This window comes from Halomonas binhaiensis, assembly GCF_008329985.2.
GTDB lineage: Bacteria > Pseudomonadota > Gammaproteobacteria > Pseudomonadales > Halomonadaceae > Halomonas > Halomonas binhaiensis.
Window position 1 is genome coordinate 1,160,950 of record NZ_CP038437.2, and the last position, 14,470, is coordinate 1,175,419.

Genomic DNA, 14,470 nt, shown 5'->3' on the forward strand with positions numbered 1-14,470 from the left:
ACCGATGTTCCCGAAAATCACGCAAATGAAGATCGTGCCCGTCGCTGGCGAAGATGGTTTCCTGCTCAATCTCAGCGGTGGTCATGCCCCCTGGTTCATTCGCTGTGTGGTGATACTGGAAGATGATGCCGGCAACCGCGGTGTCGGCGAAATTCCCTCCAGTGCAGGTATCCTCAAGGGCTTGGAACAATGCCGCACGCTGGTGGAAGGCACTCGGGTCAATGAGATCAAGCAAGTCCTGAGCCGAGTGCGCCAGGCGCTGTCGCAGAATGGCCCGGAAGAGCGTGGCCGCCAGACCTTCGACCTGCGTGTGGCGGTGCATGTGATCACGGCCATCGAATCAGCCCTGTTCGACCTGTTCGGTCAGGCGCTGGGAATGCCGGTGGCCGATCTGCTGGGCCAGTATGGTCGTCAGCGTGATGAAGTCGAAGCCCTGGGTTATCTGTTCCTGCTCGGCGATCCGAACAAGACCGATCTGCCTTATCCGAAAGTCACCAACCCGGTGGATGCCTGGGACGAAGTGCGCTATCGCGAAGCCCTGACCCCGGAAGCGGTCGCCAACCTGGCCAAGGCCGCCTATGAGCGCTACGGTTTCAAGGACTTCAAACTCAAAGGGGGCGTGTTGCGTGGGGAAGAGGAAGCGGACTGCATTCGCGCCTTGCACGAGGCGTTCCCCGAGGCTCGTCTGACGCTCGACCCCAATGGCGCCTGGAAGCTGGACGAAGCCGTGCGCGTACTGGAGCCGATCAAGGATCTGCTCAGCTATGCCGAAGACCCCTGCGGGCAGGAAGGCGGCTACTCCGGACGCGAGACCATGGCCGAGTTCAAGAAGCGCACCGGTCTGCCCACGGCAACCAACATGATCGCTACCGACTACCAGCAGTTGAAGCTGGCGGTGCAGCTCAACTCCGTGGACATTCCACTGGCGGATTGTCATTTCTGGACCATGCAGGGGGCCGTGGCAGTCGGTGAGCTATGCAACGAGTGGGGCATGACCTGGGGCTCGCACAGCAACAATCACTTCGATATCTCCCTGGCGATGATGACCCATGTGGCAGCCGCCTGCCCGGGGCAGATCACCGCCATTGATACCCATTGGATCTGGCAGGACGGGCAGCGTATCACCAAGGAGCCCTTCAAGATTCAGGGTGGCAAGCTGCGCGTTCCCGATGCTCCTGGCCTGGGGGTCGAGCTGGACGATGCCAAGTTGATGGAAGCTCACGAGAAGTACCGGGGACTGGATGTGACCCAACGCAATGATGCCATGGCCATGCAGTATCTGATCCCCGGCTGGGAGTTCGATCCCAAGCGTCCAGCGCTTGTTCGCTGATGATGGTATGACATTGCATCAAGGAAACGCTGAATAAATCAGCCGAGCGGGATGAAGGCTATGTTCGTTCCTGACGAACAATCGCACTTCCCACATCCATGTGGGTCGCACAAGGCGCACGGAGCGCAACCACCGGAGCCTATGGGGTATAGGTGAGGATGGTGAGCACCGCGCAACGCAGTGATTCGCACGCACAGGCCTTTATGCAGTGTTTCCCTTATCAACCAGACACAGGAGAAGCTTCATGTCTCTCGAAGGCAAGCAACTGATAGGTAATCAGGCGGTACTGGCCTCGGGCCGTGCTATCCACGGCATCAACCCGGCCACTGGCGAAACGTTGGAGCCGGGCTATCCCGGTGGTGGCCAGGCTGAAGTCGAGCGCGCCTGCGAACTGGCTTGGCAGGCCTTCGATGCCTATCGCGAAACCGGACCCGAACAGCGTGCCTCCTTTCTGGAAACCATTGCCGATGAAATCGAGGCCATTGGCGATGACCTGATCGTGCGTGCCATGGCCGAATCGGGCCTGCCGCGCGCCCGCCTGGAAGGCGAACGTGGCCGGACTTGTGGCCAGTTGCGCCTGTTTGCTCAGGTGGTGCGTGCTGGCGAATGGCTGGATGTGCGCATCGACCCGGCACTGCCTGAGCGTCAGCCACTGCCGCGTGTCGACCTGCGCCAGCGTCATATCGCTCTGGGGCCGGTGGTCGTGTTCGGGGCCAGCAACTTTCCGCTGGCCTTCTCGGTGGCCGGTGGCGATACCGCCTCGGCACTGGCGGCCGGCTGCCCGGTGGTGGTCAAGGCCCACTCCGCGCACCCCGGCACTTCCGAACTGGTCGGCCGGGCCATTCAAGCTGCGGTGGCCAAGCGTGACTTGCCCGAAGGCGTGTTTTCGCTGCTGTATGGCTCAGGCCGTGAAGTGGGCCAGGCCCTGGTCGCCGATCCGCGCATCAAGGCGGTGGGCTTCACCGGCTCTCGCGCCGGTGGCACCGCGCTGATGAAGACCGCTCAGGCTCGCCCTGAACCGATTCCGGTCTACGCCGAGATGAGTTCCATCAACCCGGTGCTGCTGATGCCGGAAGCGCTCAAGGCGCGTGGCGCAGAACTGGGCCAGGGTTTCGTTGCCTCCCTGACCATGGGGGCGGGGCAGTTCTGCACCAACCCCGGCCTGGTCATCGCCATCAAGGGGCCGGACCTGGATGCCTTCCTCAATGCCGCCGCCGAAGCCGTGCGTGGCGCTGCCGCCCAGACCATGCTGACACCGGGCATTCACGATGCCTACCAGAGCGGTGTGGCAGGTCTGGCAGCCAGCGACAAGGCCAATGAAGTGGCACGCGGCCAGCAAGGTACGGGGCCCAACCAATGCCAGGCTGGCCTGTTCGTCGCCGAGGCTCAGGACTTCCTGGCCGACGAGGCGCTGCAAGCCGAGGTGTTTGGTTCAACCTCGCTGGTCGTGGCCTGTTCCAGCCTCGATGACATGCAGCAGGTCGCCGAGCACCTGGAAGGTCAGCTCACCGCTACCCTGCAGATGGACGATGGCGACATCGATGCCGCGCGCCGCCTGCTGCCGACCCTGGAACGGCGTGCCGGGCGAGTGATGGTCAATGGCTGGCCCACTGGCGTGGAAGTGTGTCACGCCATGGTGCATGGCGGTCCGTATCCGGCGACTTCCGATGCCCGCACCACCTCTGTGGGCAGCGCGGCCATCTATCGCTTCCTGCGCCCGGTGTGCTACCAGAACCTGCCCCAGGCGTTGTTGCCCGAGGCCTTGCGTGATGGCAACCCGCAAGGTGTCAGCCGTCTGGTCGATGGCAAGCGAGAAGCTTGATGAGGTGACTGGCCCGGGGAGTTTCCCCGGGCTTTTTCTCAGAAGCACTGCATAAATGTCTGCGCGTACGAATCACTTCGTTGCGCGGTGCTCGCAATCCTCACCTATCCCCTCATAGGCTCCGGCTGCTGCGCTCCGTGCGCCTTGTGTTTCATTCTGCTCGACTGATTTATTCAGTGCTTCCCTAAAAAACAGGTAGTTATAAGAACAAGGAATTCATGATGAAGATGACACGTCGCACCGTTCTGTCATATGGGGCTGCTGGGGCCGCCACTGTGGCTTTTGGCAAGGCCTTTGGGCAGTCCTTCGCTTTTACCCCCAATCAGCGCTATCCAGACCCCGCTGTGCTGATCCTGGACCCCAGTTTCGCCAACTATCGAATTTACTCAGCAACGGTCGAACAGCTCGGCACAGGAATGCGCTGGGCGGAAGGGCCTGCGTATTCCCGGCAGGATGGCGTGTTGCTGATGTCTGATATCCCCAATAATCGCATCATGAAATACGACGAAGCTGACGACTCCTTCAGTGTCTTTCGCGAGCCCGCGAACTTCTCCAATGGCAACGTCTTCGATGCAGAAGGTCGCCTGATTACCTGCGAGCATTCCGTGACCCGGCGTGTCGTGCGTACGGAGAAGGACGGCAGTCAGACGGTATTGGCCGATCAATATCAGGGAAAGAAACTCAATGCGCCCAACGATGTCGTGGTCAAGTCGGATGGCAGTATCTGGTTCACTGATCCGCTGTTCGGCATCAATGGCAACTATGAAGGCGAACAGGCCGAGCCGGAGCAGGAAACCACCAATGTCTACCGCATCGATACGGATGGCACCCTGACAGCAGTGCTCACTGACCTGGTCAACCCTAACGGCCTGGCATTCTCACCGGATGAGAGCAAGCTCTATGTGGTGGAATGGAAGGGCACACCCAATCGCAGCATCTGGAGCTACGACGTTGCTGCTGATGGCACCCTGGGCAACAAGGCCAAGCTGATCGACGCAGCTGATTTCGGAGCGCTCGATGGCTTCAAGGTGGACCAGGACGGCAACCTGTGGTGCGGCTACGGTAGCAACGGAGCGCTCACTGAAGAGCCTGTGGAGGAGGCCGGACGCAAGGTGTTTACCCTGAAAGGCAAACCGGAGGAACTGGATGGGGTGATGGTGTTCAATCCTGAAGGCAAGCCGATCGGTTTTATCCGCCTGCCCGAGCGTTGTGCCAACCTGACTTTTGGTGGACCCAAGGGCAATCGGTTGTATATAGCTTCCAGTCATTCCCTTTACGCGCTTTATGTGAATACCCGAGGGGCGGCGTGATACCTGCAGATGAGGGGGCTCTATCTGTACTGGTGTGGTCCTGCAATCAGTCGCGATAGCGCAGTGTTTCGACCAGCAGCGAGAAGGCGGGAGACGCTTGACGGCGATTCGGGTAATAGAGGTGGAATCCCGGGAAAGGCAGGCACCATTCGTCCAGGACCTGAACGAGGCGTCCGCTATCAATATGCGGACGCACCATATCCTCTGGTAGGAAGCCCAGGCCGATTCCGTTCAGGATGGCTGTCAGTATCTGCTGCGAGTTATTGACGACGAGCTGGCCGCTGACCTGGACGTTGAACTCTCGACCGTCCTGCTCGAATTCCCAGGCATACAGGCCACCATGAGTGGGAAAGCGAAAATTGATGCAATTGTGTCGGGTCAAGTCACGGAGCGTTCCTGGTTCAGGGTGGCGTGAGAAATAGTCGGGAGTGGCCACCACGATCAGGCGTATATCCGGCCCGATGCGGGTTGCAATCATATCCTTGGCCACCTGCTCGCCGAGACGCACGCCAGCATCGAGGCGCTCGGTGACGATATCGCTCAGGCCATCGTCAATCTTCAACTCGACCTGGATGTCGGGATACTCAGCAAGAAATGGCGTCAGCTTGGGCAGCAGGATAGTGTCGGCTGCCAGGCCGCTGGTGGTGATGCGGATAGTGCCGGAAGGCGTGTCGCGTAGCTCGCTCAAGGAAGATAGCCCGAATTGAATCTCTTCGAAGCAGGGCCCCAGGCTTTGGATCAGGCGTTCGCCGGCCTCAGTTGGAGAGACGCTGCGCGTCGTGCGTGCCAATAGGCGAATTCCCAGCCTTTCTTCTAGACCACGGATAGTGTGACTCAATGCCGATTGGGAGACGCCAAGTTCAGCCGCTGCTCGGGTGAAGCTGCCTTTTTCTGCCACCATCAGGAATGCGTGAAGGTCGTTGAAGTTCTCGCGAGACATTAATGAGTGCCTTTCATGAGTTCCATATTTCCCAGCATATAAGCATGAATCAGCCATGTTCATCATCATGGCGAGGTCGTTATCGTTCGATCAACCTTCAGCACTCGATTCATCATGGGGTTTCGCACCAGATCGGTGCATGTCGATCCTTCTGGCCTGTCATGCGGTGGCAGTGCCGATATCTCCTCTGTGGTAACCCGTCTGGCAGCATTCATGAGCTGAGCTCATGACGACATGTTGGTTATGCCGATAATACAAGTGCCTTGTGACTGCTAATGTGAAGGGTATTTGGGCCGACGGGCATGCCGGCAGCGGATCGTATTGTCGCCGGATGCCACATCATGAGGGGGAGATCATGATCACACTTAATATCAACGGCCAGGCGCAGGAAGTCGATGTCGAAGGCGATACGCCCTTGTTATGGGTATTGCGCGACACGCTCCAGCTCACTGGTACCAAATTTGGCTGTGGGATGTCGCTGTGTGGGGCTTGCACTGTCCATGTGGATGGCAAGGCGACGCGTTCATGCATGCTGCCGGTATCCGCAGCAGTCGACAAGGAAATCGTGACCATCGAAAGCATCGGCGATAGCCGGGTCGGCGAGGCGGTACAGGAGGCATGGCAGCGCCTTGATGTGGTGCAGTGCGGATATTGCCAGTCCGGCCAGGTCATGAGTGCCGTTGCGTTGCTGGAAGAGAACAGGGCGCCATCGGACGAGGATATCGACAACGCCATGGGCGGCAATGTCTGTCGCTGTGCCACCTATGTACGCATTCGGGCCGCGATTCATGAAGCGGCCGAGTCGCTGGCCTGAGGGAGAGAACATGACCCGACACATCGAGAACGAAAGTCGTCGACGCTTCCTGAAGGGTACGGCGGGGCTCACCTTGGCACTTTATATGCCCTGGAGCATGGCGCAAGGTACCGGCTCTGACGGCACTAATGGTGCAGCAGACGCTCAGGATTTCGAGCCCAATGCCTTTCTGCGCATTGACGAGGATAACAACGTCACCGTGATCGCCAAGCATCTGGAGATGGGGCAGGGCACCTACACAGGGCTCGCCACGCTGGTGGCCGAGGAGCTCGATGCCGACTGGTCCCAGGTCCAGGTCGAAAGCGCACCTGCGGATGTCAGTCGCTACAACAATCTTCACTGGGGGCCGAACCAGGGCACCGGTGGCAGTAGTGCCATCGCCAATTCCTGGGAGCAACTGCGTCAGGCCGGGGCGGTTGCCCGTGCCATGCTGGTAACGGCAGCGGCACAGCAGTGGCAAGTGCCTGCCGAAGAGATCACTGTCGAGAAAGGCGTGGTAAAGCACTCGGCCTCGAATAATGAAGCGAGCTTTGGAGAGCTTGTCGGCGCTGCTGCCGAGCTGCCGGTGCCGTCCGATGTGGCCCTCAAGGACCCTGCCGATTTCACCTTGATCGGTCAGCATATTCCGCGCCAGGACAGCGCAGACAAGAGCACGGGGCGTGCGGTGTTCACCCAGGATATCCATTTGCCCGACATGCTCACGGCGGTGGTGGCGCATCCGCCGCGCTTCGGTGCCAAGGTAGGTTCCTTCGATGCGACAAAAACTCGTGAGGTAAAAGGCGTTGTCGATGTGGTCGAGATTCCTTCCGGGGTAGCGGTATTGGCCCGTGACACCTGGAGTGCCAAGAAGGGGCGCGATGCATTGAGCGTCGAATGGGACGAGGCCGATGCCTTCACTCTCGGTTCCGAACAGATCCTCGAACGCTTCCAGGCGTTGGCCGAGTCGCCGGGTACGCTGGCGGAGCAGCGAGGTGATGTCGAAGCAACGCTCGCTGAAGCGGCACAGACGCTGGATGCGGCCTATGACATGCCTTATCTGGCTCATGCCGCCATGGAGCCGCTGAACTGCGTGATTCAGCTTACGGATGAGGGTTGTGAGGTCTGGAATGGCGACCAGATGCAGACCTATGACCAAAGCGTTCTGGCAGAGCTGTTCGGGCTGGAACCGCAGCAGGTGCGTATCAATACGCTCTATGCCGGCGGCAGTTTCGGGCGGCGTGCGGCCAAGAAAGCGGATTACATTCTCGAAACGGCGCATATCGTCAAGGCCATCGATGGCCGGGCACCGGTCAAACTGGTATGGCTGCGCGAAGATGACATGCGTGCCGGCAATTATCGCCCGATGTTCCATCATCGGCTGTGGGCGGGGCTGGACGAGCAAGGCCAACTGGTGGGCTGGCGTCATCGCCTGGTCGGACAATCTGTTGCCGCGGGTTCTCCCTTCGAGGGAATGATTCAGGACGACATCGACCCCACTTCTGTTGAAGGTGCTTCCAACCTGCCTTACGCCATTGCCAATTTTCAGGTGGAACTGCATACCCCGGAAGATATCGGTGTACCTGTGCAGTGGTGGCGTTCGGTGGGTTCGTCGCATACGGCTTTCTCGACGGAGTGCTTCATTGATGAGCTGGCGACCGAGACCGAACGGGATCCTGTTGCCTGGCGCCTTGAGATGCTGGCCGAGCATCCCCGCCATGCAGCCGTGTTGAAGCTCGCGGCAGAAAAGGCCGGGTGGGAGTCTCCGCTTGCTGAGAGTGAAGAAGCAGGGAGTGAAGAAACAGAGCGCGAAGAAGGCGAGAAGCGCGGTCGAGGCGTGGCAGTGCACGAGTCGTTCAACAGCTATGTCGCTCAGGTGGCGGAGGTCAGTGTCAGTAGCGATGGGCAGGTGCGCGTGGATCGAGTGGTCTGTGCAGTGGACTGCGGCATTGCCGTCAATCCCGACGTAGTGAAAGCACAGGTGGAAGGTTCGATCGGATTTGCCCTGACGGCTGTTCTGTACGGCGAGATCACGCTGACGGAAGGCAAGGTGGATCAATCGAACTTCCATGACTACCAACCGCTGCGCATCGGTGCGATGCCGAGTATCGAGGTGCATATCGTGCCCTCGGCAGAGGCGCCCACCGGGATCGGTGAGCCACCGGTTCCACCTTTGGCGCCGGCAGTCGCCAATGCGATCTTTGCCGCCACCGGCAAGCGCATTCGGCGTTTGCCGCTGGGTGACCAGCTGGCGAGCTGAGCATGCAGCATCTCGACCTTCAAGTCATCGAGCAGGTCCTGAGCTGGGCGCGCAATGGCGAGACAGTGTGGCTATGTACGGTGCTGGCCACTTATGGCTCCTCGCCGCGTGCCCCGGGGTCACTGTTGGCGGTGCGCGGTGATGGACGGCACGTCGGTTCGCTGTCGGGAGGTTGCGTCGAGGAAGACTTCCTGGCCCGGCTGCAGGGTGGCGAGTTCGATACGCCCATCACTGTACTGCGCTATGGCGAGGGTGGCATCGATGGAACCGGGATTGCGCTGCCTTGTGGCGGAATCCTGGATGTGCTGGTCGAGCGCCTGGCACCGGAAGCCGAAACCCTGGTGCACCTGGAGGTGCTGCTGGCCACTCTGCAAGGCCAACGGCCTCTGGCTCGTCGGGTCGACCTGGCCAGCGGAGCTCGGCACTTCGTGGAAGATGATGGCATTGGGCCGCAGGTGATCCATGATACTGAGCGCAGTGCCGTGCAGATCCGTCTGGCGCCAGTGGCGCGTCTGATCATTGCCGGTATCTCACCGGTCTCGTCGTTCTGCGCCCAGTTCGCCCAGGGCCTGGGCTTTGAGGTGATCGTCTGCGATCCCCGCGAAGAGATGCTGGAAAATTTCGTTGTCCAGGGCGTCGAGGTGCGCCCTGAACTGCCTTCACGTTACATCGCGGCAGGAGGTTGTCATGCTGCCACTGCCATCGTCGCCCTGACTCATGACCCGAGGATCGATGATCTGGCGATGATAGAAGCCGTGCGTACCTCAGCCTTCTACATCGGAGTAATGGGCTCTCTGCGCACTTCCGGAAAACGTGCTGAACGCCTGCGTCGCTCCGGAGGGTTGAGTGACGACGACATCGCCAGGATACATATGCCCATCGGCCTGGATCTTGGCAGCAAGACCCCCGCCGAGATAGCCCTGTCCGTCATGGCCGACATTCTGCGTGTCCAGCGCGGCAAGGCACGCGATGAGCTTTGATGCTGAAGATCACTCATGATTCCTGGAGAGGAGGAGACTTTTTGTATCCCTGTCTTTTATCCAATGAATGAATTCATTTCTTCAGGTGAGACTCTCTCAATACGATTTGACCTGGTGCAATGAACCGACTTTCTTCAGTATCTCCACGCTCCAGCTGGGCCACGGCCTCAGCGGCCAGTCGCTCGTATGGCTGCCGGTAAGATGTGAGCCTGTAACAGCTGGAAGCGCCTAGCTCGATACCGTCAAAGCCGACGATGGCGATCTTTGAGCCATTTTTATGGTCCCGGAGAGCATCCAGTGCACCAATGGCAAGGCTATCGTTTTCGCAAAACAGTGCATCGATCTGGTCATCGACCCGGGTAGTGCGTAAATATTTTGATAGCACCTCATAGCCGTGTTGGTGCTGATAGGACCCCGCTTCAAGTGTCAACTCCAGCTCCAGGCCGTGCTGGTCAAGTGCAGCATGGAATCCTTCCACCCGCTTCAAGCGTGTCGAACCATTGGGAAGACCGGCCATATAACCCATCCGTCGATGGCCCTGAGTTAACAGCAGCTCCGCAATTTGCTTCCCAGCATGATAGTCATCGGTAGTGACGACCTGAACGCCCGGAATGTTGCTATCTCGATAGAGGACAATCAGGGGAATATGGCGAATTTCTTTGATCAGGTGAACGAATTCATCCGGTAATGTTGCGCCAAGAAAAACCACCCCATCGACCTGAAACTGATCTGCCCGCAATAGCGCAGGAGCATAGCCATTATCGGCGTTAATATTCAGCAGCATAGTGCTGAAACCCTTCAGTTGCAGTTGATGAGTGATTTCATCCAGTACTGGCAGGATATTGAGGTTGGTGAATTCGTCGACCACCAATCCGACGATGCCTGAGCGTTTTTTGGTAAGACTGCGAGCCAGCAGGTTGGGGCGATACCCCAGTTCCTCGGCCGCCTTCATGACGCGTTTTCGGCTGTCCGGGGAGATGTAAGCGCCTGGCGTATAGGCCCGCGATACTGTCCACTTCGATACGCCCGCTTTTTCGGCAACGTCGTTCGCTGTGACCTTGCGGGAAGTGTTTTTTTTGCTGTGGTCGCTCATGGGTGACAGAACTGTTAGTCGAATGGGGCGAAATCAAGATGTTATCTGCAATTGGGTGTAGGCGCACTTGAATTCACCATATTGTGCACTCGGGTGCATGAATATTGGATCGAAATCCTATGTTGGAAGATTCTACTCTTTCTTGATGACATTGTTTTTCATTTAATATTTTTATTTAAAAATCAAAAATTTATTGTAAGTTTTTAGATGGCTTTCCTATCGTGCGTCCCATGGATGACACTAAAGTCTGATTGAAAATATCTGCTTAGACTCAAATAGTTGCACAATAATTCTGCAACCGGGTGCAGATATTTTGCACAGAAATGCACATACAGGTGCTGGAGAACATCCATGGCCCCACATGAGAAGCAAGCCGATCAACCTTTTGCGCTTGCTGTCTGCGCTGAGATGGTGTTTCGCGACCTGCCTGTCGCGGAGCGCATAAAACGAATCGATGCCCTTGGCTTTCAAGTCGAGATTTGGGATTGGACCAAGCATGATTTGAAAATGCTGGCTGGGAGCGGTGCAACCTTTTCGTCGATGACAGGGTATGTCTCTGGAACCCTGTCAGATAGCGGTGGTGCTGAAGAGCTTCTTCGCACAGCAGAACAGTCAATTCCAGTCGCCAAGGACCTGGGAATACCACGGCTCAATTTGCATGGCACGGGGCTTGATGGCCAAGGGCTGCCAGTCAAGTCATCGAGCAAGACGACGGGTGCCATGTGGATCAAGGCATCTCAGACGTTGGACCGGCTTGCGGATCTAGGCGAGAAGCATGGTGTCACTTTTGTGCTCGAAAACCTCAATACCGAGGTTGACCATCCTGGTGTTCCTTTTGCCAAGGCACAGGAAGTATTGGAGCTGGTCGCCAGTGTGAACCGGCCAGGACTTCGCATGATGCTGGACCTGTATCACGCACAGATTGGTGAGGGAAACTTGATCGACCTGATTCGCCGTAGTGCGCCATATATTGGTGAAGTCCAGGTCGCTGATGTGCCTGGTCGTTGTGAGCCTGGGACCGGTGAAATCAACTATCCGGCCATAGCGAGGGCTCTTCATGAGGTTGGCTATCGAGGCAATGTTGGCCTGGAGGGTTGGGCTTCCGGCGACGATGAACTCGCTCTTGACCGGTTCCGTAAAGCTTTCACCTACCCCTTTTCCGCCTTCCTCTGATCTTGATATTGCCAGGAGCTAACATCATGTCACTCAACAATTCCGTCAATGTCGCTTTGATTGGAGCTGGCCGTATTGGCTCCTTCCATGCTGAAAGCGTGGTATACCGTTTAGCTGATGCCAATCTGGCTGCAATCGCTGACCCTGCTCCAGGAACAGCCAATCAGCTTGCGGAAAAACTGGGATGTTCGTTTGCCACGACCGACCCGAAAACAGTGCTTTCTGATCCTGATATTCATGCTGTCATTATCGCGACACCTGCTCGTTACCATAGCAACCTTGTTGCTGCAGCAGCCGAAGCTGGAAAGGCAGTGTTCTGTGAAAAGCCGATGGCACTTACGATTGAGGAAGCCAACCGGGCCATAGATGCAGCAAAATCAGCGAATGTTCCTCTGCAAGTAGGATTCAACCGGCGTTGGGACAAGGCATTTTCTGAAGGGCACGAGGCCATCGCCAATGGCCAAGTAGGTACACCTCAGCTATTGCGTTCCCTAACCCGAGACCCTGGCCCATTTGGTGCTGATCCAGCAAGAATTCCAAACTGGACCATCTTCTATGAAACCCTGATCCACGACTTCGATACCTTGCTTTGGCTTAATATCGGTGCCAAGCCTGTTGAGGTTTATGCTGTTGCCGATGCATTGATTCGTCCTGATTTCAAGGAAGCAGGCCACCTGGATACGGCCGTTGTCACTATCCGCTTCGATAACGGTGCTATTGCTGTGGCCGATGCCAACTTCAGCGCACTTTACGGATACGATGTGCGAGGGGAGGTATTTGGCTCGGAAGGAATGGTAACGATGGGGGATGCTCGACGTTCGAGCATGACATTGTTCAATTCCCAGGGGGTCTCATGCGATACCTTTCGCCTGGATGCGCACCATTTTCTCGATGCCTATACAGCCCAACTTGCATCCTTCATCAACACCGTAAGAACCGGCGAGGTAAAAGGACCTGGTGGAGAAGATGCCCGTTCAGCCCTGAAAATTGCACTGGCATGCATCCAGTCAGTCAAGATCAAAGCCCCTGTAAGCCTGGGTTGATAGTTATAGAAAGGAATATTTCGATTAAGAGATATTCCTTTCTCTCCTATAAAGATAATGATAAATGACCCGTTATCTTTGGCTGTGTGTCGTGAAGCATATACTTTGCTTGTCAGGGGTAGATTGTTTCCTGACTTAAGCTCCATGTTTTCGCAGTAGCTATCGTTAACTTGCGTGATAAATATAAAGCTGGGGAATATAATGTCTCAAGTGAGTTCGAATAAACGCTATGTAGTTTCTATGGTGATCATTGCATCGCTGAGTGGCATTATACTCGGCTATGATGCAACCATTATTTCTGGCGCCATTGATCCACTCACAAAATATTTCGATCTTTCGCCTGCAATGAGTGGGTGGGCTGTATCTAATGTTATCTTTGGTAGTATTGTTGGTGCTTATTCTGCTGGGCATATTGCCGATAGAATGGGGCGAAAACTTACACTTTTTTTCACGGCACTGCTTTTCATTGTATCCGCAGCCGGTTCGGCATTGGTCACGGATTTCGTCTGGTTCGTTGCCTTTCGCATGCTGGGAGGGATTGCGGTAGGCATCGCTTCTGCAGTTACTCCCATGTATATCTCAGAGATTTCCCCCAGTGCCATACGTGGCCGTATGCTTGGTCTGCAGCAGTTTCTGATGGTGGGTGGTCAAGTTATCGTCTACATCGTTAATTTCAGTATCGCGGATGGCAACACTCCTGAATGGTTGGTTTCATATGGCTGGCGTTGGATGCTGGCATCAGAGTTGGTGCCATGCATGCTATTCCTGTTGTTCGCTTGTTTTCTTCCTGAATCACCACGCTGGCTAGTAATGAGGAACCGGAATGAAAAGGCTCAAGCTATACTTAAGCGTATATCGGGAGAGCAGTATGCCAACACGGTGGTAAACAAGATCAAGGAATCATTGGCCACTGATGGCCAGTCCACAGGAGGGAGAGTACACCTGTTTCGTGATGCCAAGGCTCGTTATATCTTGATAATTGGCTGTACAATAGCGGTACTTCAGCAGGTCATGGGAATCAATATCCTTCTTTACTATGCTCCATCGCTTTTAAGCAATGTTACATCAACAGCTCATGACTCGCTGTTCCAAAGTATCTTTATTGGTCTTTCTTTATTCGTTGGTGTTGTCTTGTGTTCATCCATTATTGATAAGTTTGGGCGAGTTAAATTGTTGCGCTGGGGAGCAATAGGATGTGGAGTAAGTTTGCTTTATACAAGCTATACCTTCATGACTTTTTCAGGTGGTTACTGGCCCCTTGTCGGCTTGATGGGATTCATCCTTTCATTTGGACTGTCGTGGAGCCTGGGGGCGTGGTTGTTGATCTCGGAAATCTTTCCAAACCGTATGCGGGCAGTGGCCATGGGGTTTGCTTTTTCTTCCATGTGGGTGTCTAACTTTCTCGTCACTCAGTTGTTTCCAATGCTGAACCGTAACGTGTGGCTGATGGATACCATGAACGGTGCTTTTCCGTTGCTAATTTGTGCAGGTTTCTCATTCATGGCTTTTTGGTTCATTGGTCGGTTTCTCCCCGAGACCAAAGGGGTTCCACTGGAATATATTGAGCCAGTCATGCTTTCCAAATCACGCCAATTTGGCTCAAATGATGTAGTGCAAGAGGTGTCTGAGAGCGGGCCTCGGCCGGAATCATCCATTGTCTCGTGACAAATGCCTGGGAGCGGAAAGTCTCACTTGGAAGAATTTCCGCTCGCCATGCAGGAGGGCATTC

Annotated in this window: 11 protein-coding genes; 9 read left to right on the forward strand and 2 right to left on the reverse strand. The window is 56.2% G+C overall.

What is annotated here, in order from left to right; all coding sequences use genetic code 11:
- Positions 1–4 precede the first annotated feature (4 nt).
- From E4T21_RS05005 to E4T21_RS05015, 3 genes are all read left to right on the forward strand, one after another.
- The gene (locus tag E4T21_RS05005) at positions 5–1,330 is read left to right on the forward strand and encodes an enolase C-terminal domain-like protein (protein WP_149283987.1); all 1,326 of its coding nucleotides are present in this window, start codon (positions 5–7) and stop codon (positions 1,328–1,330) included.
- A 244-nt stretch (positions 1,331–1,574) separates the two neighbouring features.
- Positions 1,575–3,152, forward strand: coding sequence for an aldehyde dehydrogenase (NADP(+)) (locus E4T21_RS05010; RefSeq protein WP_149283988.1), 1,578 nt, complete (start codon positions 1,575–1,577; stop codon positions 3,150–3,152).
- Between the two features lie 227 nt (positions 3,153–3,379).
- Positions 3,380–4,462: an SMP-30/gluconolactonase/LRE family protein gene (locus E4T21_RS05015; protein ID WP_240349296.1), complete on the forward strand. Its 1,083-nt coding sequence runs from the start codon at positions 3,380–3,382 to the stop codon at positions 4,460–4,462.
- 46 nt (positions 4,463–4,508) lie between these two features.
- Here the strand turns inward: E4T21_RS05015 and E4T21_RS05020 are convergent, their stop codons facing one another.
- On the reverse strand, positions 4,509–5,402 hold the full coding sequence (locus E4T21_RS05020; RefSeq protein ID WP_149283989.1) for a LysR family transcriptional regulator: 894 nt from the start codon (positions 5,400–5,402) through the stop codon (positions 4,509–4,511).
- Between the two features lie 355 nt (positions 5,403–5,757).
- Between E4T21_RS05020 and E4T21_RS05025 the strand changes: the two genes are divergently transcribed.
- Genes E4T21_RS05025 through E4T21_RS05035 form a run of 3 tightly spaced genes read left to right on the forward strand, consistent with a single transcriptional unit; the run spans position 5,758 to position 9,432 of the window.
- Positions 5,758–6,216, forward strand: a complete 459-nt coding sequence (locus E4T21_RS05025) for a (2Fe-2S)-binding protein (RefSeq protein WP_149283990.1) — start codon at positions 5,758–5,760, stop codon at positions 6,214–6,216.
- Between the two features lie 10 nt (positions 6,217–6,226).
- Complete coding sequence (locus E4T21_RS05030) at positions 6,227–8,452, forward strand: xanthine dehydrogenase family protein molybdopterin-binding subunit (protein WP_149283991.1); 2,226 nt, start codon at positions 6,227–6,229, stop codon at positions 8,450–8,452.
- 2 nt (positions 8,453–8,454) lie between these two features.
- Positions 8,455–9,432: an XdhC family protein gene (locus E4T21_RS05035; protein WP_149283992.1), complete on the forward strand. Its 978-nt coding sequence runs from the start codon at positions 8,455–8,457 to the stop codon at positions 9,430–9,432.
- Positions 9,433–9,505: 73 nt separating this feature from the next.
- Here the strand turns inward: E4T21_RS05035 and E4T21_RS05040 are convergent, their stop codons facing one another.
- Positions 9,506–10,525, reverse strand: a complete 1,020-nt coding sequence (locus E4T21_RS05040; RefSeq protein ID WP_149283993.1) for a LacI family DNA-binding transcriptional regulator — start codon at positions 10,523–10,525, stop codon at positions 9,506–9,508.
- Positions 10,526–10,876: 351 nt separating this feature from the next.
- Between E4T21_RS05040 and E4T21_RS05045 the strand changes: the two genes are divergently transcribed.
- The 3 genes from E4T21_RS05045 (at position 10,877) to E4T21_RS05055 (ending at position 14,406) form a co-directional block, all read left to right on the forward strand.
- A complete protein-coding gene (locus E4T21_RS05045; protein ID WP_149283994.1) occupies positions 10,877–11,698 on the forward strand; it encodes a TIM barrel protein in 822 nt (273 codons plus the stop codon).
- A gap of 26 nt (positions 11,699–11,724) precedes the next feature.
- The gene (locus E4T21_RS05050) at positions 11,725–12,741 is read left to right on the forward strand and encodes a Gfo/Idh/MocA family oxidoreductase (protein ID WP_149283995.1); all 1,017 of its coding nucleotides are present in this window, start codon (positions 11,725–11,727) and stop codon (positions 12,739–12,741) included.
- Between the two features lie 201 nt (positions 12,742–12,942).
- Entirely contained in the window at positions 12,943–14,406 is a 1,464-nt protein-coding gene (locus tag E4T21_RS05055; RefSeq protein ID WP_149283996.1) for a sugar porter family MFS transporter, read from the forward strand.
- The last annotated feature ends 64 nt before the right edge of the window (positions 14,407–14,470 follow it).